Genomic DNA, 19,052 nt, shown 5'->3' with positions numbered 1-19,052 from the left:
GTCAGCCGTTGCGCAGAATGGCAGCCGCAGAGTCAAGACCTTCCTGCGTACCGACAGCCACCAGCAAATCACCCGTGTGAAGGACGACGTCGGGAGCCGGTGAGGGAACCACTTCGCCTTCGCGCATGATCGCCACGATCGAGACGCCACTGCGGGTGCGGATCTGGGCTTTGCCCATTGGCTGGTTGTTGAAAGGGGAGTCCGCGGTGATGGAGAACTGCCGCGTGACAATGCCGGGGATTTCCTTGTGGGCTTCGGCCAGGCGCATGGCGATGTGCTGTCCGCCGAGGAGATTGCCCAGGGCGGCGGCTTCGTCTGCGGTCAACGGGATGGATGCCTGGCAGGTATCGGGATCGTCCCACGTGGAGACGAAAAGCTCGGTCTCACCCTCCCGCATCTCGACAACACCGATCCGGCGTCCCGAGGCCGTGATGAAATCCTTGCGGACCCCGAGGCCTGGAAGTTCTGTCTCATCCACGTTCATAAGTCCACCCTAGCCCTCTTGAAGGGGTGGCGGAATGACGCCACTCGAGCCGCTCGCATAAAGCGGTCCGCGCCTTTTCTAGGGGGTCAAAGCCAGGCCGCACGCGGCGTCGTCGTAGTATCCGCGGTTCGCCAATCCGGCCGCTGCTGCCTCGTCGAGGACCACCACGGCGTCGGCATGCCATTGCAGGATCGAACCCGGGCACGACGCCGTCAGCGGGCCCTCGACGGCCGCAGCGACGGCGGCGGCTTTCGCGGCACCGGTGGCGATGAGCACCAGCCGGCGTGCATCCAGCACGGTCCCCAATCCCTGGGTGATGCAGTGGGTCGGGACATCGCCGTCGTCGTCGAAGAACCGGGCGTTGTCCTGCCGCGTGCGGGCCGTCAGCCGCTTCAGCCGGGTCCGGGAGGACAGGGAGGACCCGGGCTCATTGAAGCCCACATGGCCGTTGGCGCCGATGCCCAGGATCTGCATGTCGACGCCGCCGGCAGCACCGATCGCGGCGTCGTAGGCGGCCGCTCCGGCTTCGAGTTCGGCCTGGGTGGTGCCGGTACCGTCAGGGACATTCAGTCCGGCCAAGGGAAGTCCGATCACATCGCACACCTCGCGAATCAGGACCTGGCGGTATGACTGCGGGTGCTCCGCCGGAAGGCCCACATATTCGTCCAAGGCGAATCCCTGGGCGCCCGAGAAATCCACGCGACCCGCGGCCGCTGCAGCTGCGAGTTCCGCGTACAGTCCCAGCGGAGACGAACCGGTGGCCAGGCCAAGCACTGCTCCCCCGTCGGCAGGAAGTCCTGAAAGGACGGCGTGGGCGGCGGCCGAAGCGGCCGATTCCGGAGTGGGCGTGACAATGACTTCCATGGCAACTTTCTGTCGATGGGTGATGCGCGCTACAGTCAGGGCTTTTTGCTGCCGTTCAGCAGCTCAGTCAGGGCCTGCGAGACCGTGAGGGACGCACCATAGGTGACGATGTCCGCTCCGCCACGCGGCCAGCCGCACTCGACGGCGATCACCGCGTGCCCCTCCGCCCTCAAACGGGCGAACACGGTCCACAGCGGGTGCTCGGCATCCAAGCCGCGCCCGACGACGGCGACCCGCGCGCCGTCGGGCACCTCGCCTTCGTGGACTACGGCCGAAGTCGTGGCAGCGGGGCCCCACGGCACCCGGCCGACAGCGAAATTGGATCCGGTTTCAACCTGAACGATCGCGACGGGTTCTTCCCGTGCAAGCCACCGTTGGGCGGCTTCGGACACCTCGAAGGCCTCTGCGATGCGCTCGCCGTCGAGCGCCTTCGGGTCGCCAGGAACACCGGAAAGCTGCGGCTGGCCCTGCAGGCCGAGCTGGCCCCTGATGGCGGCCTCCTGGATTTCCGCTGCGGTGGCAGCGGGGAATCGTGAGGACAGTGCGGCCGTGCGGGCAACAGCGTCCGCGAGGCGCTCCATGGGCAAGCGCCCCTCTTCGACGGCATCGGCGATCGCGGTGAGCGTCTGTTCGAAGAGTGCCGGTCCTGTTTCAGAACCAAGGCACAGCAGGTCCGCCCCGGCCATGAGTGCACGGACGGCTGCTTCCGGAACACCGGTCTGGGCGGACGCGCCGGCCATGTCGAGGGCATCCGTGATGATGACGCCGTCGAATCCCATCTCGCGGCGCAGCAAGTCCTGCAGGATGCGCGAGGAGAAGGTGGCGGGGTGGTCCGGGTCCAGGGCTTCGACCAGGATGTGGCTTGTCATGACCGTGGCGCCGCGAGCCGCGACGAGTGCACGGAACGGGACGAGTTCGCGCGCATCCAGTGTGGCGGCGTCGGCCGTGACCCGGGGGAGCGCCAGGTGGGAGTCCGTGGTGGTGTCGCCGTGGCCCGGGAAATGCTTGGCACAGGACGCCACACCGGCGTCTTCGAGGCCGCGGATCCAGGCGGCAGTGTGCCGGGCCACCAGATCCGGTTCGGCCCCGAAGCTGCGCACGCCGATCACGGGATTGTCCGAAGCGGAATTGACGTCTGCATTGGGGGCCAGGTTCAAATTGATGCCCAGGCCTGCGAGTTCGTGGCCGATGGCGCTGGCGCTGGCAGCGGTCAGTTGGACGTCGTCCAAACGCCCGAGCACTGCGTTCCCGGGCTGCGTTGATCCCGTGAGGTAGTGCAGCCTCGTGACGTCGCCGCCCTCTTCGTCGACGGCGATGAGCGTGTTCGCCGAATGCGCGCGGAGCCCCGCGCAGAGCTCGCGCAACTGGACGGGGGACGCCACGTTGGTGCCGTAGAGGCACACAGCCGCCAGCCCGGCGTCGTACGCTTCAAGGATCCAGACGGGGACGGCGATGCCGGTGAATCCGGGCATGAGGGTGCCTGCCGCGAGGCGGCGGAGGTGGTCGCGGGCTGGCCCGGTGGCAAAGGACTGAGTAGCGGGGGACTGAATTGTCTCCATGTCCGGCTCCTTCGAGGGGATGCTTGGCTTGTTAGTCAGGGCTGGAAACGGCAGCGGCGCGGCACTCAGGCCACACCAAGCTGGTTCCACAGGACCATCACGGCGGCTCCGCGCAGGACAATGTCCTGTGCGTCTGCCGCGAGACGGACGGACACCGGTGAAGGGTCCTGGTGCAATAGCCGCTCAAGCAAGGTCTGCTGGACGGCGTTGAGAAGGGGGCCTTCTAAAAGCTCCCGGGGTCCGCTGAGGACCACTTCGCCCAAATCGAGGGCGCCAACCACGGGCGCGAGGGCGATGGCGAGCCGCTCGCCTGCCTCCCGGAGTACGACGTCGGCCGCGGCCCCGGGTTCGGAGTTCGCCGCCGCTTCGGTCAAGGCCCGTTCCAGGCTCGGGACGGACATCCAGGTTTCGAGGCAGCCTGTTTTACCGCACTTGCACACGGTTCCGCCGTCGGTGCCGACCGTGACGTGGCCGATTTCTCCGGCCGCGGAGTGGGCGCCCCGGGCACGCCTGCCCCCCACGATGAGTCCCGAACCGACACCGCGGCCGATTTTCACAAGGACCATGTCGTCACTGCCGCCGCCGAAGGTGTGGTCCGCGTGGACTGCGGCGTCGGCGTCGTTGGAAACGAGGGTCGGCAGGCCAGTGCGCTCCTGGAGGAGATCGCGCAGAGCGACGTCCTTCCATTCGAAGTTGGGGGCCGTGGTGACGACGCCGTCCGCGTTGACGATACCGGGGGTCCCGACGCCGATGCCCAGCAAAGTGGCGGTGGCGCGCCCCACAGCCTCCGAAGCGAGTTCGAGGACCTGGTCGACGACGTCCAGCCCGGTTTCCTCGGAGAGGGTGCGCTCGACCCGTTCGAGGATGTTTCCGTCAAGGTCCAGGATGGCGGCGCGCAGCACGGAATTTTCCGCCAAATCCATGCCGATCACCTGGAGGCCGCGGCGGTTGATGTCCACCAGGATGGCCGGCTTCCCGGGGCGGACTTCATCAGAGTGCCCCAGTTCCACGACGTGGCCGCGTTCCAGAAGGTCCGAGACAAGGTCCGATACCGTGACGCGCGTCAGGCCCAGGGTCCTGGACAGATCCGCGCGGCTCATCGCTCCTGCCGAGTGGAGCGTCTGGCGTACCAAGGAGAGGTTGTGGGCGCGCCCGTCGGAAGGCAGGGTTGCTGCGCCGGTTCGATCGGGGCGCTGGCGGTCGGTGTGCGGCCGGTCACGAAGGGCTTCCATGCCAGTTAGTAAACTCTACTAACAATTAAAAATCAAGGGTTTCATCAGTTTGTGTGGAATCAACGCACCCGAAGCACCAGGGCTGCCGCCGGCCCCTCTTCAGCGAGCGGGAACGGTGGCGATTTCCGTCTTGTCGGGTGATTTGACGGGCAGGATCACCAGCAGGCCGGCCAGGAGCACCACCATGATGCCCAGGATTCCCCAGCGTTGGGCTCCGCCCGGGGCCACCAGGGGGGTCGCCACGGTAATGCACAAGGTAAAGAGCGCCGGTGCCAGGAAGCTCACCGCCCTGCCGGTGGTGGCGTAGAGACCGAACAGTTCGCCGGATTCGCCGTCCGGCGCCAGCCTCGCGAGGTAGGCGCGGGAGGAAGCCTGGGCTGGTCCGACGAAGAGGCAGAGGAACAGGCCGAACACCCAGAAAGTGGTGCTGCCTGCCCAATGGGTCCCGAAGAATACGTAGTCGCCGTTGCCAAGCACCAGGATCACGGTGCCGGCGACCAGGAGTCCCATGAGGGCAATGACGATGACGGCCTTGGGCCCGATCCTGTCGTCCAGGAATCCGCCGATCAGGGCTCCAACCGCGGCCACCACGTTGCCGAAAATCGCGAAGAAGATGACTTCCTTGAGCTCGAAGCCAAAGGTCCCGGCAGCAATGACCCCGCCGAAAGTGAAGACCGCCGCGAGCCCGTCCCGGAAGATGGCGCTCGCGAGCAGGAAGTAGATGGTGTGGGGGCTGGTCCGATAGATGGCCGTGATCCGGCGGAGCAGCAAACCGTAGGAGGCCAGGAACCCCAGCCGGGATTCCGCTTTCTTGACGGAAAGCTCCGGCACCGCGAAGAGGACCGGAAGCGCGAAGATGAAGAACCAGAGCGCGGAGAAGACAGCCACGAGCCTGATATTCAGGCTGTCCTGGGTGGAAGCTCCGAACCACTCAAAAGACGGCTGGACGAAAAGCTGCAGCACCATGAGCAGCGCGACAATTCCGCCCAGGTACCCCATTCCCCAGCCGAAGCCACTCACTTTGCCGATATTGGCAGGCGTGGAAATCTGGGCCAGCATGGCGTTGTAATTGACGCCCGCGAACTCGAAAAACACATTCCCGAGCGCCACCAACGAGACACCCAGAAGCAGGAACTCGGGCTTGGGGAAAACGAAGAAGCACGAGCCTGTGAGGACAGCCACGAGGGCGGTGTTGACCCCGAGCCACAGTTTCCTGCGTCCACCGGAGTCGGAACGTTGACCGGTGACCGGTGCCAGCAGCGCAATCGCGACGCCGGCAATCGCCAGCGCGGCACCCAACACAGCCGACGCGGAGTCTTCCCCGCCAAACGCCCTGGACGTCAGGTAGACGGTGAACACGAAGGTGGTCATGACGGCATTGAATGCCGCAGAGCCCCAATCCCAGGATGCCCACGCAAGGATCTGGCCCTTGTTCGACAGGGCGGGCCCTGAAGCAAGCTCGGATGCCGGGTGCGGGGCCTCAGGCGCAGTTGCCATGTTCATGGTTGATAAACTACCTGCACCGAACCCAACGTTTGACCGCCTGCTCCAACTTTTGACAATTCATTCCTGACTTTGCGGAGATTCCAGTGATCACAGTTCTTGCCGTGACCTTTGCAGCGGCAACTGTGGCGCCCTGGATCTTCCGGAAACTTCAGCGGAATGCCTTCTATGTCCTTGCAGCGGTTCCCGCCGCCGCCTTTGTCTGGCTGCTCCTGCAGTATGACCGGGTCTATCCCGGAAAAGGCGGGGACCCTACCGGCGGTTTCATCGAAGAAACCCTCCCCTGGATTCCGAACCTCAAGCTTGAATTCGCCTTCCGCATGGATGTCCTGGCGTGGGTGATGTCCTTGCTGGTCCTGGGGGTCGGCGCGTTGGTCCTGGTCTATTGCGCCCGGTACTTCAAGAACAAGGATGCCGACCTCGGCGGGTTCGGGGCCCAACTACTTGCCTTCGGCGGGGCAATGTTCGGCCTGGTGACGGCGGACGACCTCCTGATGATGTTCGTCTTCTGGGAACTCACCACCGTCCTGTCCTATCTGCTGATCGGCTATGCGCGCACCCGCCTTTCCGCGCGGCGCTCGGCTTTGCAGGCCCTCATGGTCACCACCGCTGGTGGCCTGGCGATGCTCGTAGGCCTCATCATTCTGGGCCAGGCCGCCGGAACATACCGGATTTCGGCGATCATGACTGAAGCGGCCACCCTCGTCACGGGACCCGCGCAAGGGGCGGTCGCTGCCGCCGTCGTGCTCATCCTGGTAGGTGCGATTACCAAATCAGCGCTGGTCCCTTTCCACTTCTGGCTCCCGGGTGCCATGGCCGCACCCACCCCGGTGAGCGCCTACCTGCACGCAGCGGCCATGGTGAAGGCCGGCATCTACATCGTCGCGCGCATGGCGCCGGGGTTCAGCGAAAGCCCCTACTGGTTGCCGCTGGTGCTCGGGCTCGGCCTGGCGACGATGCTGGTAGGCGGCTACCGGGCGCTCCGGCAGACCGACATCAAGCTCATCCTCGCCTACGGCACCGTCAGCCAACTCGGGTTCCTCACCATGGTGGTGGGCCTCGGCCGGCCCGACGCCGCGCTGGCCGGACTCGCGCTTCTGCTGGCGCACGGACTCTTCAAAGCTTCGCTGTTCCTCGTGGTGGGCATCATCGACCACCAATCCGGCACGCGCGATATCCGGAAGCTCTCGGGGGTGTACAAATCCTCGAGGGCGCTCGCCATCGTGGCGGGCATCGCCGCCGCATCCATGGCCGGCATGCCGCCACTGGCAGGTTTCGTGGCCAAGGAATCCGTGTTCGAGGCGTTCGTCCACTACGGCACGGGCACTGCTTCCCAACCGTGGGGGCTGGTCCTCCTCATCGGCCTGGTCCTGGGGTCCATCCTCACGTTCGCTTACAGCGCCCGCTTCATGTGGGGCGCGTTCGCCACCAAACCGGGCGTGGATCGGACGCCGTTCAAGGCCATCCAGCCTTCTTTCCTGGCGGCGCCCGCCATCTTGAGCTTCCTCACCATCGTGTACGGATTGTGGCCGGATCCCGTTGACGGGTGGATCCAGCCGTATGCCGCACTTTTTGCCAGTCCTGCAGCAGAACCCGCTACCGGAACAAACTCGGTCGGAACAAGCGCAGCCAGCGCCAGCCACCTTGCGCTGTGGCACGGTCTGACTCCCGCCTTGGGACTGACCGCCGTGACATTCGCGGCCGGCGTCGTGATGTTCAATACCCGGAACCTCGTGTCCCGGGCGCAAAGCCGCGTCCCGGACTGGGTGGACGGTGACCGCGCCTACCAGCGCACCATCGGGGCCTTGGACGACGTCGCCGTATGGGTCACCGGACGCACGCAGCGCGGTTCCCTCTACTTCTACCTGGCGGTCATTCTCTCCGTGGCGTTCGCCGTCCCGCTCACGGCGCTTATCGTGGCCAACAAGCCGCTCCCGGGCGGTCTCTTTTTGATCGACCCGAATTCTCCGCTCCAGCTCATCGCTGCGGCAGGAATCGTTGTTGGCGCCCTCGCCGCCGTTCGCGCCAACAAGCGCTTCCTCGCCGTGCTGATGGTGTCCGTCACCGGCTACGGGATTGCGCTCATGTTCGCGTTGCAAGGAGCCCCGGACCTCGCCTTGACGCAAATGCTGGTGGAGACCATCATCCTCGTGGCCTTCGTGCTGGCGATGCGCAGCCTCCCTCCGGAGCTCCGGGACCGTACCGGCGGCAAATACCGGGTGGTTCGCGTCATTATCGGGGTGGCGTTCGCGGTCACCATGATCTTCGTGGCGATCTACGCCATGGGCGCCCGCATTGCCGAGCCGGTGTCGCTCTCCTTCCCCCGGCTGGGCTACGAAGGCGGCGGCGGACTCAACGTGGTCAACGTGACGTTGGTGGACATCCGGGCGTGGGACACCTTTGGTGAGATCTCGGTGCTGGCAGTCGCCGCTACCGGCGTCGCGAGCTTGATCTTTGTCCGCAGCAGGGGTGAGCGCCTCAACAAGGCCGCCACGGTTCCCGAAGGCACTGTGGGAAGGCGCGCCGCTGCAGGGGGCAGTTCGCGCGATGACGCCTCGCTGGCACTCGTGCGCAAGTTCGCCGGTTCCCTGGCGGACCCCTGGCTCGTGGCCGGCCGAACCCTGGCACCGGAACGGCGTTCAATCATCTTCGAAGTGGTCACGCGGCTGATTTTCCACTCGATGATCGTCTTCTCGGTGTACCTCCTGCTGGCGGGACACAATCTTCCGGGGGGCGGCTTCGCCGGCGGACTCACCGCAGGGCTCGCCCTGACCATCCGCTACTTGGCCGGCGGACGGTTCGAGTTGCGGGAAGCCGCACCGATCAGCGCGGGCATGCTGCTGGGAACCGGTCTTGCGACGGCGGCCGCGGCGGGCTTCGTGCCGCTGCTTCTGGGGGGCCAGGTGTTCCAAAGTGCCATCATCGAGTTCTGGCTACCGCTGTTCGGTGACATCAAGTTCGTGACCTCCACGATCTTCGACATCGGCGTGTACCTCGTGGTCGTCGGCCTGGCCCTGGACGTGCTGCGCAGCTTGGGAGCCGAGATCGACGAACACTTCGAAGAGACCGCCAGCGGAGACGCCGGGGATTCACGGGACACCCGATCCGAAGCCCTGACCGCCACTTCGACGACGGCAACCACTGCAACGTCGGCAACCACTTCGCCCGGGAAGGGGACCCCATGAGCGTCAACTTGACCTTGTTGATCGTCATGGGAGTGCTCTATGCCTGTGGGATCTATTTGATCCTGGAACGCAGCCTGACCCGCGTTCTCCTGGGGCTCATGCTCCTGGCCAACGCCACCAACCTGTTGATCCTCGCCACCGGCGGGTATGCCGGACTTGCTCCGCTGTTCAGCAAGTCGACGGATCCGCGCGACTACAACGATCCTTTGCCGCAAGCCTTGATCCTGACGTCGATCGTGATTTCCTTCGCGGTGACGGCCTTCATGCTCGGCATCATCTACCGGACCTGGGCGTTGGCACGGCAAGACGACATCCAGGACGACGCCGAAGACCGGCGGGTCGCGAAGACGCCCAGCTTTGACGCCGAAGACGACTCCGTGGTTCCCGAGGAAACGTCCGAATTCCCCGTCACGGCAATCACCGAAGCAGCCAAGGAAGGAGGCCCCCAGTGAACATCGCCAGCCTGGCGCCGCTCGCCGTCGTACTTCCCATCTTCGGTGCCGCACTGACGTTCGCCCTGAACAGGAACCCACTGGCTCAACGCGCGGTCAGCATCGGTTTGTTGTCCCTTACCTTGCTCCTGGAATGCTGGCTCCTTGCCTCGGTATGGACCACAGGCACCGCATCCGTCACCGTAGGGGGCTGGCAGCCGCCGTTTGGCGTGGTGATGGTGGTGGATCAGTTCTCCTCGCTCATGTTGGTGGTTTCCTCCGTCATCAGCCTCGCGGTGCTCATCTACGCCACCGGCCAGGGCATGGCCGACGGCGACCGCGAGGCACCGGTGTCGATCTTCCACCCGACCTACCTGATCCTGGTGGCCGGCGTCTCGAACGCTTTCCTCACGGGCGACCTCTTCAACCTGTACGTGGGCTTCGAGATCCTGCTGACGGCGAGCTACGTCCTCATGACGCTGGGCGGCACCGGTCCGCGCATCCGCGCCGGGGTCACGTACGTGGTGGTTTCCGTCGTGTCTTCGGTGTTGTTCCTGATCGCCATTGCGATGATCTACGGAGCCACCGGGACCATCACCATGGCGGATCTCGCCATCAAGCTGGCCGAATTGGATCCCGGCACCAGGAACCTGCTCCACGTCATGCTGCTCGTGGCCTTCGGCATCAAGGCTGCCGTGTTCCCATTGTCCTTCTGGCTGCCCGACTCGTATCCGACCGCACCCGCACCGGTCACTGCCGTGTTCGCCGGCTTGCTCACCAAGGTGGGCGTCTACGCCATGGTACGCACGGAGACCCTTCTCTTCCCGGGCGACACCTTGAATACCCCGTTGATGGTGGTAGCGCTCCTCACCATGCTGGTGGGCATTCTCGGCGCCATAGCCCAGAGCGACATCAAACGATTACTCTCCTTCACCTTGGTCAGCCACATCGGCTACATGGTGTTTGGACTTGCCATGTCTTCTGTTGCCGGGCTCGCGGCTGCCGTCTTCTATGTGGCCCACCACATCACTGTCCAAACGAGCCTGTTCCTGGTGACTGGCTTGATCGAGCGCCGCGGTGGCAGCTCGTCCGTGGACAGGCTGGGCGGGCTTGCCAAGCTGTCCCCGCTCCTCGCGCTCTTGTTCTTCATTCCAGCTATGAACCTCGCGGGAATCCCTCCCTTCTCCGGGTTCCTGGGGAAGCTCGGACTCCTGCAGGCGGGCATCGCCCTCGGGACACCACTGGCCATCACCTTGGTGGTGGGCGGCGTAGTCACCAGCCTCTTGACCTTGCTGGCGATTGCCCGCGTCTGGAACCGCGCATTCTGGCGGAAACCCGAGGACGCTGAGTACCCGGCCGCCGTCCTCAAGGACACGGCAGCAGTCGGCCTGCTTCCGCGGACGATGGTAGGGCCAACGGCCGCGCTGGTGGTCTTCAGCGTGGCGCTGACCGTCTTCGCCGGTCCGCTGTTCCAATTGGCCGGAAACTCCGCGGAACAGATGCTGGACCGTACGGCATACATCCATTCCGTGCTCGGCGGGAATGCCAAAGTTCCGGGAATCGCCGCACCGCAGGGAGGTGGCAAGTGAGCCGCAAGCGGATTTCCTTCCGCACCGAGTTGCCCCTGCTGGTCTGGCTGGTGGTCGTCTGGGGTGCGCTCTGGCGGGACTTCAGCCCGGGCAACCTGGTGTTCGGTGCGCTGATCGCAGTGGTCGTAGCCAGGGTCTTCTACTTGCCTCCCGTGGAGCTCAGCGGTCGATTCAACGTGCTGCGCGCCATTCCTTTCGCCGCGGTGTTCCTTGGCAAAGTGGTGGCAGCGAGCTTCCAGGTCATGTACCTGGCAGTCTTCCGGGGGTCTTCGGTGACCAACGCCGTGGTCGCGGTTCCCCTGCGTAGCCATTCCGACCTCATGGTGACCGCCACAGGGCACGTGATTTCGCTGATTCCGGGGTCCTTGGTGGTGGAAGTGGATCGCTCCACGTCCACGCTCTATATCCACGGGCTCAATGTCCGCAACGATGTGGACACTGCCAAGCTGCGCAAAGAAGTCCAGGACACGGAGGCCTCGCTGATCCGGATCATGGGCACCCGCGCGGAAATGGACGCACTCCAGGCCGAAAGCTGGCCTGCAACGAGGGGAGATCGCTCATGAAAGACCTCGTGCTGATCGTCACGGCGGTGATTCTTAGCCTCGCGGCGGCAGGCGCGATCTACAGGATCGCCGTCGGGCCTTCCCTGCTGGACCGCGTGCTCGCCTCAGACGTTCTGCTCGCGATACTTGGCGCCGCGCTTGCCATCGACATGGCCGTCAACAGGCACCTCAACAACCTCGTGCTGCTCGTCGCACTGACGCTGATCGGGTTCGTTGGCTCGGTGACGGTGGCGCGCTTCGTGGCCGATCGGAGAGGACAGGTCAATGACTCCTAATGCCACGGGAGTGGATGCTGTAATAGACGTCGTGACCGCGGTACTTCTGATTGTGGGTGCGCTGATGTCATTGGGCGCGGCAATCGGCCTGTTGCGTTTCCCGGACCTGATGAGCCGTATGCACGCAGCCACCAAGCCGCAAGTGCTGGGGCTGTTCCTCGTCTTGGCGGCCATCGGACTGCAGATGCGCGAATGGTGGGTTTGGCCGATCCTGGCAGTCGCCTGGATTTTCCAACTGCTGACCGTGCCCGTGTCCGCACACATGGTGGGCCGCGCAGGCTACCGGACCAAGCACCTCCACCGCGAGTTGCTCAGCACCGACGAACTCGAGGCCGTGGTGCTGCGGGCTGCCGGTCAACAGGCGGCGGAGAAGGCTCAGGAAGCGGACTCGGCAATGCCCCACACCGGGAACGGCCGGAACGCCCGGAACGGCGGAGGGAACGGCCGGGGCGCCCGGGACCTCCGTAACGGCGGGGGCGCGGGCGGCTCCGCCGCTAACGGCCCGTCTGCCTAGACGATGTCCTGCGTCTTCGAGAAGCGCGAGATGGCGCGCTGGGTACTGCGGCTTGCAAATACCTGGATGACGGCGCTGACGGTCGCCGAAATCAGGGCGAAGGTCAGTGCCGAGCGAAGGCTTGCCTCCATGTCATCGTGCCCCTTGGGAGGCTTCTTGCCGGTGGACTTTTCCCACAACGCATTGACGAGCTTGGTGCCGACAAAGCCTGCACCGATGCTCACGCCAGTGCCGAGCAGTTTGATGAGGAGGTTCATTCCGGGACTCCTTGCGGGAGGAAACAGGACCGTCCCCAGCCTAACCCCACTTCAGGGCAGTTCCGGAGCAACGGATGGCGGTCGGCGCCTCAGCCGGAAGAACTCCTCCAAGGCTCCAGGCTTTGGACGGACGGGCACGATGTCACGGTCGTCGGCGAGTATCGCTTCCACCGTGCCGAGGGCGAGGAGCTCATCCAGCAGCGCCAGCGTGGGCGGCATGAGCTTGAGGGTTCCGGCGGCTTCGGCATCGAGGATTCCGCGGACCGGCATCCACAAAGACGATGAGGCTTCCGTGGTTTGGTGCCTGGGCTCGGCACCGGATAGCGGGCAGGCAAGGTAGAAGTATGTGTCGAAGCGCTTGGGCTGGTCTGCCGGGGTGACCCAGTTGGCCCACGGGCGGAGGGTGGCGGCGTCGAGCTTCAGCCCGGCCTCTTCGAACACCTCGCGCTGCGCGGCCGCCAGGACCCGGCCGGCGTTGAACCGGGCGGAAGAGGGCTCGACGGCGATGCTGCTCCGGTGCCATGCGGCGGCGTGCCGCTCGACGACGTCGTCCGCGAAGTCCCAGCCGGAGCTGTCCGCCTGGTCCACTCGTCCCCCGGGGAAGACGACCATGCCCGCGGCGAAATCCATCGTGGTCACGCGGTGCTGGACGAACACTTCCAGGCCGCGAAATCCATCGTGACCGGGGGCCTCGCGGACCAGGATCACGCTCGCGGCGAGCCTAGGTTCGGCCACCGTGGTGCTGTTCGCTTCGCCAATGCCTGCCAAGACCGCTCCTTTGCCCGCTTGCTGCGTCACATTCTGCTGGATCATTCTCCCAGTTTCTGCAGGCGTCCGCGCCATTCCGGGCCGGCCTGCGCTGACCCGGCGGATGATCCAGCAGAATCCGTCGCTATCCGTTCCGTCACGGTCCCCGCGACCCCTCCAAGGTGTAAACTGAACCACGCCCAAAAGGGTGGATTAATAACGACAGGGGAGCGCCGCCGTCGGGCTCGCAGCAATGCGGCACGGAGGACGGGCGCTGAGAGTGCGGACAGCCGCAGACCCTCGAACCTGATCCGGCTAGTACCGGCGCAAGGGAGTCGAGTTCTCATAGTGTCCGGAACCGGCGCGGCGGAAGCCGCTCGCAGGCAACCGGGGAACACTTTCCCCTCCTGTTCCTCAGGAGGACAAAATGACTGGTATTTCTGCAAGGCCGGGCCTCACCAAGCCTGGTTACAACTGGCGCGTCGTGGACATCGTCGTGGCGGCACTCATCTCCATCGCCGGTGGCGTGATCTTCTGGGCGTGGGACCAGATGGCTCTGGTTGCCACGCCCATGTCCGCCGGCTACCCTCCGCTGAGCGGCCTGATCGCCGGCGGTTGGATGATTCCGGCAGTGTTGGGCATGCTCATTGTCCGGAAGCCCGGTGCGGCAATTTTCTGCGAGACAGTGGCCGCCACCAGTGAGCTCATCATGGGTTCGCAGTACGGCACCACGGTCCTGATCTCGGGCCTGCTCCAGGGCCTCGGCGCGGAACTCATCTTCCTGGCCTTCATGTACAAGAAGTTCAACCTGCCGGTGTCCCTGCTGGCCGGTGCCGGTGCAGGTCTGTTCTGCGGTCTGAACGACTCCTTCCTGCCGTGGGGCTGGAACATCGCCTACGAACCGGTCGACAAGCTCGCGTACATCGTCTTCTGCACGATCTCCGGGGCCGTCATTGCCGGTGCCCTGTCCTGGATCGCTACCCGCGGCCTGGCCAAGACCGGTGTGCTGAGCGCGTTCGCGTCCCGCAAAGCCGCCTCGGAGCCCGTCTTTTCCTGATGCCCAGTCCTGATTCCGGCACCTCTGCCGTGGTGCGACCCGCCGCAATTTCCGCTCAAGGCTGGGGCTGGCGGCACGCCGGCCGCACCACGCAGGCCATCCATGCCTTGGACCTGGACATCCGTCCGGGCGAGCGTGTTCTACTGCTTGGCCCCTCGGGCGCAGGCAAGTCGACGCTCCTGCATGCCCTGGCGGGCGTGCTGGGCGAGGAAGGTGACGACGCCGACGAGACCGGCTCGTTGCTGGTGGACGGCGTTTCGCCGAAGGCCCAGCGGGGCCGTGCCGGACTCATGCAGCAAGATCCCGAAACCCAGGTGGTGCTTTCCCGGCTGGGCGACGACGTCGCGTTCGGCGCCGAGAACCTTTGCGTGCCGCGGGAAGAGATCTGGAAGCGGGTCCATGAAGCGCTCGACGACGTCGGGCTACGGAATAGTGCCAGCGGCAACTTTTCGCTCGACCACCCGACGTCGGCCCTCTCGGGCGGGCAGAAACAGCGCCTTGCGCTGGCCGGCATTCTGGCGATGCGGCCTGGCTTGATCCTCCTGGACGAGCCGACCGCCAACCTGGACCCGGCCGGCGTGCTGGAGGTCCGCGATGCCGTGGGCCGCTGCCTGCACAAGACCGGGGCCACCTTGGTGGTGGTGGAGCATCGGGTCTCCGTCTGGAAAGACCTCGTGGACCGGATCGTGGTCCTCCAGCCGGGCAGCACCTCCTCCACGGGAGGGTCGACGCCGGGCGTGCTCGTGGACGGCGATCCCGACACCGTTCTGGCGCAAGCAAGGGACATGCTCACTGCTGCAGGCGTCTGGGTGCCCGGGTACGTGCCGGCCACCCGGCCACGTTCCGGAACAGCCGCCGGCTCCGGAGCAACGGGCGGCTCCCGGGCGGGGAGCATGGGAGAGCTGTTGCTCGCCACCCAGGAGCTCGCGGTGTCCCGCGAACGGCCGCGGCGCCGGGGGTTCAAAACGATCGCGCCCCTTCCTGTGCAGGCCGGACTCGACGCCGAAGTATTCGCCGGGCAGGCGCTGACCATCACCGGCCCCAACGGCGCAGGAAAATCGACCTTCGCTTTGACCCTCGCGGGCCTATTGGCGCCGGTGTCCGGCACGGTGACTGCCGCCGCCGGGCTCAGCGACGGCGCCGGCACCGACCCGTTCACGTGGAAGGCACAGCAGCTGATCTCCCGGATCGGGACCGTGTTCCAAGAGCCCGAGCACCAGTTCGTCACGGGACGCGTGCTCGACGAGCTCATGTTCGGCCCCAAGCACCTTGGCCACGGCGAGGAGCGCGTGGACGAATTGCTGGAGCGGCTGCGCCTGGGGCATCTCGTGGACGCCAATCCGTACACGCTCTCCGGGGGCGAAAAGCGGCGGCTGTCCGTGGCCACCGTGCTCGCCGCGCACCCGCGGGTCCTGGTGTTGGACGAACCGACCTTCGGCCAGGACGCGAACACTTGGGCCGAGCTTGCGTCGTTCCTGTCCGAACTGCTCGACGCCGGAACATCCGTGGTTTCCGTGACCCACGACCTGGAATTCAGCTCTGTCCTGGGAGGCACCGAGATGCGGCTCGAGCCCGCGTTCCAAGGCGGGGCCCGGCAGGAAGCGGGTGCGGCATGAGGGAAACCCTGACGCTGCGCGGCAATAATGCCCTCCTGACACGCGCGAATCCGCTGGCCAAGTTCGTCTCTGTCTTTCTGATCACCTTGGTGTTGGCGTTGTCCATCGACCTGGTGTCCGCCTCGACGGCGCTCCTCGGCGAACTGGCATTGTTCCCCCTCGCAGGGCTCACCGTGCGCTTGCTGTGGCAACGCGGCTGGCCCCTGATCATCGCGGCAGCGCTTGGCGGCTGGAGCACCGCGATCCTGTCGGCTGACAGCGGGAGGATACTGCTCGACGTCGGGATCTGGTCGATCAGCGAAGGCTCGCTTCAGCTGGGACTCGGGTTCATGCTGCGCGGCCTTGCCATAGCGCTGCCGGCCATTCTCCTGATGAGTTGCACCGACCCCACCGACCTTGCCGATGCCCTGGCGCAGAAAGCGAAGCTGCCGCACCGTTTTGTCCTGGGCACCTTGGCCGCGCTGCGGCTCGTGGGACTCATGGCGGAGGAGTGGCAGACCATCGGCATGGCACGGCGCGCGCGGGGTGTCGGCTCGCACGGGAGCCCGCCGCAACGCTTCAAGGCCATGCTCGGCCAAAGCTTCGGGTTACTGGTCCAGGCGATCCGTCGGGCGTCCCGCTTGGCTGTGACCATGGAGGCGCGCGGCTTCGGCGGTGGACGGCGGACCTGGGCACGCGAATCCACCTACAGTCGCTTGGACGTCTGGGTTCTGGCTGGCGGGCTGATCATCGCAGCCGCGGCCGTGCTGGCCGCTCAGTGGGCAGGTACTTGGCACTTCGTCTGGCTGAAGCAGCCCAACTGACTCGCAGTTGTTGTCGTTTTGGCGCCTCATAACGACAACAACTGCGAGTCACTTGGGTATTGTCGGGCGGGCCGCCCGCATTAGTATGCCGACGCCATCGTCGAACGTTGTGGTGTGAGAGCCCGACGCTCTGGCGACTTCCACGAACCCCCAGCGCCGATGCAGTTCGATTGACACGAGGTTGGACGCGTTGACGACGTACCAGGCTTCCGATGTGCGGCGCCATATCCAATCCAGCCGGGCTTGGGTAAGGGCGGTTCCGACGCCGCTGCGTCGGTAATCGGGCCGCACGGCGACCCCGCCCAGATAGCGCCCCTCCGACGCCGGACCGTCGGGATGGTCCCAGTAGTGGGTCTTCCCCCAGCCGACAACGTCCCCGACGCCGGATGTTCCCCGAGCGAAAGCGACCACCACCAGGCGGGCGTCGTCGTCGATGGCTGGCGTCAGCGTTGTGGCGTCCGGAAGGGAGCGGCCCGCTTGGGCCTGGATATCGAAGATGTGGGCTATGTCGCTGACTTTGGCCGGGCGGACTTCAAGCTCAAGCCCTGCGCGCTCGAAACTCGGGGCGGGGTTTTTGCTGGAAAAGCCGCTGGCCTTCATTCGAGAGAGCCTCTCGCGGCGGGCGTCCGCCTGTCAATCCTCGGCGCGGTGCACGTGGCCGCCGGGACGTTCATATCGCACGAGGCGACTATCATCCGGCAGAATCGGCGTGTTGCATCACAAAACCTGCCATCGGTAGACCATTTGTGATATTTATTGATCATGACGCAACCGACTGCCGAACATGTAGGTCTCCTTCTTCGCGACGCCCGTGGCGAAAAGGGCTGGACACAGGGACAGCTCGCTTCGGAACTGGGCACCAGCCAAAGCGCCATTGCCAGAATGGAACAGGGCAAGCAGAATCTCAGCCTCCGCATGATCGAGCGTCTTGAGTCGATTTTCGGGCGAACCATCGTCAAAGTCGGCAAACGGCAGATGACCCACTTGCGCGTAGAGGGCGGACGCACGCTCTCCGGCTCCGTGGACGTCAACAGCAGCAAGAATGCCGGCGTCGCTCTGCTTTGCGCGAGCCTCATCAATCGCGGCACCACCACCTTGCGTCGGCTCGCCCGGATCGAAGAAGTCAACCGGATCGTCGAGGTTTTGACCTCCATCGGTGTCGAGTGCACCTGGCTGAACGGCAACGATCTGCGCATCCGCCGCCCGGAGACCCTGGACCTCGCCTCCATGGACGTGGAAGCCGCACGTCGCACCCGCAGCGTCATCATGCTGCTGGGTCCCCTCTTGGATGAGGCGGCCTCGTATCAACTGCCCTACGCCGGCGGTTGCGATCTCGGGACTCGAACCGTGGAACCGCACATGCAGGCGTTGCGGCAGTTCGGACTCTCGGTGGAGGCCAAGTCCGGCTTCTATTCCGTGCAAGCCCCACCGGCCGACGGCGACCACCGGACCTTTGTCCTCACGGAGCGCGGTGACACCGTGACGGAGAATGCCATCATGGCCGCCGCGCACCGCAGTGGTACCACCGTGATCCGCAATGCCAGCCCCAATTACATGGTGCAGGACCTCTGTTTCTACTTGCAGGGGCTCGGCGTGGTGATCGACGGCATCGGGACAACCACCCTGAAGATCACGGGACGCCCGGCGATCGACGTCGACATTGAGTACTTCCCGTCCGAAGACCCGATCGAAGCCATGAGCCTCATCACTGCGGGCATCGTGACCAACTCGGAGGTCACCGTCTGCCGGGTCCCCATCGAGTTCATGGAGATCGAACTGGCCACGCTTGAGCAGATGGGCCAGCAGCTCGACATCTCCGGCGAGTACTTTGCTCGCAATGGACGGACGCGCCTGGTGGATGTCACCACCAAGCCGTCACGGTTGCGTGCCCCGGAGGACAAGATCCATCCGATGCCGTTCCCCGGGTTGAACATCGACAACTTGCCGTTCTTCGCGGTCATCGCCGGCAACGCCGAGGGCCAGACCATGATCCACGACTGGGTCTACGAGAACCGGGCGATCTACTTGACCGAGCTCAACAAGCTTGGCGCCCAGGTGCAACTGCTCGATCCGCACCGCATCTACGTCAATGGCCCCACCAAATGGCGCGGCGCGGAAGTCGGATGCCCTCCGGCACTTCGACCCGCCGCTTGCCTGCTCTTGGCCATGCTGGCGGCCCGCGGCACGTCCGAGTTGCGCAACATCTACGTGATTGAGCGCGGATACGAGGACCTGGCCGAGCGGCTCAACACCATTGGCGCCAAGATCGAGTACTTCCAGGACTGACTACGTCGGATTCTGCACGTTTCGGACCTCCAGCAGAATCCTTCGGGCGGGCCGCAAAATCCCGAGCTGTGTCCGAAAGGCTGCCAT

At 65.2% G+C, this 19,052-nt stretch carries 17 protein-coding genes, 1 pseudogene and 1 riboswitch; of the genes and pseudogenes, 10 read left to right on the top strand and 8 right to left on the bottom strand.

Annotation, left to right across the window (positions count from 1 at the left end; all coding sequences use genetic code 11):
• Position 1: 1 nt before the first annotated feature.
• The 5 genes from AB4Z38_RS13595 to AB4Z38_RS13575 all read right to left on the bottom strand — a co-directional run bounded on the left by AB4Z38_RS13595 (position 2) and on the right by AB4Z38_RS13575 (position 5,642).
• A complete protein-coding gene (locus AB4Z38_RS13595) occupies positions 2 to 484 on the bottom strand; it encodes a cation:proton antiporter regulatory subunit (protein WP_059389838.1) in 483 nt (160 codons plus the stop codon).
• A gap of 78 nt (positions 485 to 562) precedes the next feature.
• Positions 563 to 1,348, bottom strand: coding sequence for a glucosamine-6-phosphate deaminase (locus AB4Z38_RS13590; RefSeq protein ID WP_441430204.1), 786 nt, complete (start codon positions 1,346 to 1,348; stop codon positions 563 to 565).
• Positions 1,349 to 1,383: 35 nt separating this feature from the next.
• Positions 1,384 to 2,907 carry a glycoside hydrolase family 3 protein gene (locus AB4Z38_RS13585; protein ID WP_441430203.1) on the bottom strand — a complete coding sequence of 508 codons (1,524 nt, stop codon included), beginning with the start codon at positions 2,905 to 2,907 and terminating at the stop codon, positions 1,384 to 1,386.
• A gap of 65 nt (positions 2,908 to 2,972) precedes the next feature.
• Entirely contained in the window at positions 2,973 to 4,139 is a 1,167-nt protein-coding gene (locus tag AB4Z38_RS13580; RefSeq protein WP_441430202.1) for an ROK family transcriptional regulator, read from the bottom strand.
• 99 nt (positions 4,140 to 4,238) lie between these two features.
• On the bottom strand, positions 4,239 to 5,642 hold the full coding sequence (locus AB4Z38_RS13575) for an MFS transporter (protein ID WP_441430201.1): 1,404 nt from the start codon (positions 5,640 to 5,642) through the stop codon (positions 4,239 to 4,241).
• 86 nt (positions 5,643 to 5,728) lie between these two features.
• Between AB4Z38_RS13575 and AB4Z38_RS13570 the strand changes: the two genes are divergently transcribed.
• The 6 genes and pseudogenes from AB4Z38_RS13570 to mnhG all read left to right on the top strand — a co-directional run.
• Positions 5,729 to 8,827 carry a Na+/H+ antiporter subunit A gene (locus AB4Z38_RS13570; RefSeq protein ID WP_441430200.1) on the top strand — a complete coding sequence of 1,033 codons (3,099 nt, stop codon included), beginning with the start codon at positions 5,729 to 5,731 and terminating at the stop codon, positions 8,825 to 8,827.
• The gene (locus AB4Z38_RS13565; protein ID WP_441430199.1) at positions 8,824 to 9,279 is read left to right on the top strand and encodes a Na(+)/H(+) antiporter subunit C; all 456 of its coding nucleotides are present in this window, start codon (positions 8,824 to 8,826) and stop codon (positions 9,277 to 9,279) included. The genes AB4Z38_RS13570 and AB4Z38_RS13565 overlap by 4 nt, the downstream gene beginning before the upstream one ends.
• Positions 9,276 to 10,847, top strand: a complete 1,572-nt coding sequence (locus AB4Z38_RS13560; RefSeq protein WP_441430198.1) for a Na+/H+ antiporter subunit D — start codon at positions 9,276 to 9,278, stop codon at positions 10,845 to 10,847. Before AB4Z38_RS13565 ends, AB4Z38_RS13560 begins: the two co-directional genes overlap by 4 nt.
• Complete coding sequence (locus AB4Z38_RS13555) at positions 10,844 to 11,410, top strand: Na+/H+ antiporter subunit E (RefSeq protein ID WP_441430197.1); 567 nt, start codon at positions 10,844 to 10,846, stop codon at positions 11,408 to 11,410. The genes AB4Z38_RS13560 and AB4Z38_RS13555 overlap by 4 nt, the downstream gene beginning before the upstream one ends.
• A complete protein-coding gene (locus AB4Z38_RS13550; RefSeq protein ID WP_441430196.1) occupies positions 11,407 to 11,685 on the top strand; it encodes a monovalent cation/H+ antiporter complex subunit F in 279 nt (92 codons plus the stop codon). Before AB4Z38_RS13555 ends, AB4Z38_RS13550 begins: the two co-directional genes overlap by 4 nt.
• Positions 11,675 to 12,055: pseudogene (gene mnhG, locus AB4Z38_RS13545) on the top strand (monovalent cation/H(+) antiporter subunit G); the annotation flags it as partial. The gene AB4Z38_RS13550 and the pseudogene mnhG, both read left to right, overlap by 11 nt.
• A 140-nt stretch (positions 12,056 to 12,195) precedes the next feature.
• Here mnhG and AB4Z38_RS13540 read toward each other — a convergent pair.
• Positions 12,196 to 12,456 carry a DUF4235 domain-containing protein gene (locus AB4Z38_RS13540; protein ID WP_059389844.1) on the bottom strand — a complete coding sequence of 87 codons (261 nt, stop codon included), beginning with the start codon at positions 12,454 to 12,456 and terminating at the stop codon, positions 12,196 to 12,198.
• Positions 12,457 to 12,507: 51 nt separating this feature from the next.
• A complete protein-coding gene (locus AB4Z38_RS13535; protein ID WP_441430195.1) occupies positions 12,508 to 13,269 on the bottom strand; it encodes an NUDIX hydrolase in 762 nt (253 codons plus the stop codon).
• Between the two features lie 148 nt (positions 13,270 to 13,417).
• Positions 13,418 to 13,554: riboswitch (TPP riboswitch) on the top strand.
• Positions 13,555 to 13,630: 76 nt separating this feature from the next.
• Between AB4Z38_RS13535 and AB4Z38_RS13530 the strand changes: the two genes are divergently transcribed.
• The 3 genes from AB4Z38_RS13530 to AB4Z38_RS13520 are packed head-to-tail and all read left to right on the top strand — an operon-like array spanning position 13,631 to position 16,679.
• Positions 13,631 to 14,260, top strand: a complete 630-nt coding sequence (locus tag AB4Z38_RS13530; RefSeq protein WP_345448478.1) for an ECF transporter S component — start codon at positions 13,631 to 13,633, stop codon at positions 14,258 to 14,260.
• Positions 14,260 to 15,876, top strand: coding sequence for an ABC transporter ATP-binding protein (locus AB4Z38_RS13525; protein ID WP_441430194.1), 1,617 nt, complete (start codon positions 14,260 to 14,262; stop codon positions 15,874 to 15,876). The genes AB4Z38_RS13530 and AB4Z38_RS13525 overlap by 1 nt, the downstream gene beginning before the upstream one ends.
• A complete protein-coding gene (locus tag AB4Z38_RS13520) occupies positions 15,873 to 16,679 on the top strand; it encodes an energy-coupling factor transporter transmembrane component T family protein (RefSeq protein ID WP_441430193.1) in 807 nt (268 codons plus the stop codon). The genes AB4Z38_RS13525 and AB4Z38_RS13520 overlap by 4 nt, the downstream gene beginning before the upstream one ends.
• Positions 16,680 to 16,727: 48 nt before the next feature.
• Here the strand turns inward: AB4Z38_RS13520 and AB4Z38_RS13515 are convergent, their stop codons facing one another.
• A complete protein-coding gene (locus AB4Z38_RS13515) occupies positions 16,728 to 17,279 on the bottom strand; it encodes a GNAT family N-acetyltransferase (protein ID WP_441430192.1) in 552 nt (183 codons plus the stop codon).
• Positions 17,280 to 17,441: 162 nt separating this feature from the next.
• Here AB4Z38_RS13515 and AB4Z38_RS13510 point away from each other — a divergent pair, with 162 nt between their 5' ends.
• Positions 17,442 to 18,965 carry a UDP-N-acetylglucosamine 1-carboxyvinyltransferase gene (locus AB4Z38_RS13510; protein WP_441430191.1) on the top strand — a complete coding sequence of 508 codons (1,524 nt, stop codon included), beginning with the start codon at positions 17,442 to 17,444 and terminating at the stop codon, positions 18,963 to 18,965.
• The last annotated feature ends 87 nt before the right edge of the window (positions 18,966 to 19,052 follow it).

This window comes from Arthrobacter sp. 2RAF6 (assembly GCF_052115205.1).
Classification (GTDB): domain Bacteria; phylum Actinomycetota; class Actinomycetes; order Actinomycetales; family Micrococcaceae; genus Arthrobacter.
Note: the sequence above shows the minus strand (reverse complement) of the source record. Positions and strands in the feature narration are given on the sequence as shown.

Coding starts and splice junctions, on each gene's coding strand:
- AB4Z38_RS13520 (WP_441430193.1), top strand. CDS start 15,873: ATGAGGGAAACCCTGACGCTGCGCGGCAATAATGCCCTCCTGACACGC.
- AB4Z38_RS13580 (WP_441430202.1), bottom strand. CDS start 4,139: ATGGAAGCCCTTCGTGACCGGCCGCACACCGACCGCCAGCGCCCCGAT.
- AB4Z38_RS13565 (WP_441430199.1), top strand. CDS start 8,824: ATGAGCGTCAACTTGACCTTGTTGATCGTCATGGGAGTGCTCTATGCC.
- AB4Z38_RS13510 (WP_441430191.1), top strand. CDS start 17,442: ATGACGCAACCGACTGCCGAACATGTAGGTCTCCTTCTTCGCGACGCC.
- AB4Z38_RS13525 (WP_441430194.1), top strand. CDS start 14,260: ATGCCCAGTCCTGATTCCGGCACCTCTGCCGTGGTGCGACCCGCCGCA.
- AB4Z38_RS13540 (WP_059389844.1), bottom strand. CDS start 12,456: ATGAACCTCCTCATCAAACTGCTCGGCACTGGCGTGAGCATCGGTGCA.
- AB4Z38_RS13585 (WP_441430203.1), bottom strand. CDS start 2,907: ATGGAGACAATTCAGTCCCCCGCTACTCAGTCCTTTGCCACCGGGCCA.
- AB4Z38_RS13595 (WP_059389838.1), bottom strand. CDS start 484: ATGAACGTGGATGAGACAGAACTTCCAGGCCTCGGGGTCCGCAAGGAT.
- AB4Z38_RS13535 (WP_441430195.1), bottom strand. CDS start 13,269: ATGATCCAGCAGAATGTGACGCAGCAAGCGGGCAAAGGAGCGGTCTTG.
- AB4Z38_RS13530 (WP_345448478.1), top strand. CDS start 13,631: ATGACTGGTATTTCTGCAAGGCCGGGCCTCACCAAGCCTGGTTACAAC.
- AB4Z38_RS13575 (WP_441430201.1), bottom strand. CDS start 5,642: ATGAACATGGCAACTGCGCCTGAGGCCCCGCACCCGGCATCCGAGCTT.
- AB4Z38_RS13590 (WP_441430204.1), bottom strand. CDS start 1,348: ATGGAAGTCATTGTCACGCCCACTCCGGAATCGGCCGCTTCGGCCGCC.
- AB4Z38_RS13515 (WP_441430192.1), bottom strand. CDS start 17,279: ATGAAGGCCAGCGGCTTTTCCAGCAAAAACCCCGCCCCGAGTTTCGAG.
- AB4Z38_RS13550 (WP_441430196.1), top strand. CDS start 11,407: ATGAAAGACCTCGTGCTGATCGTCACGGCGGTGATTCTTAGCCTCGCG.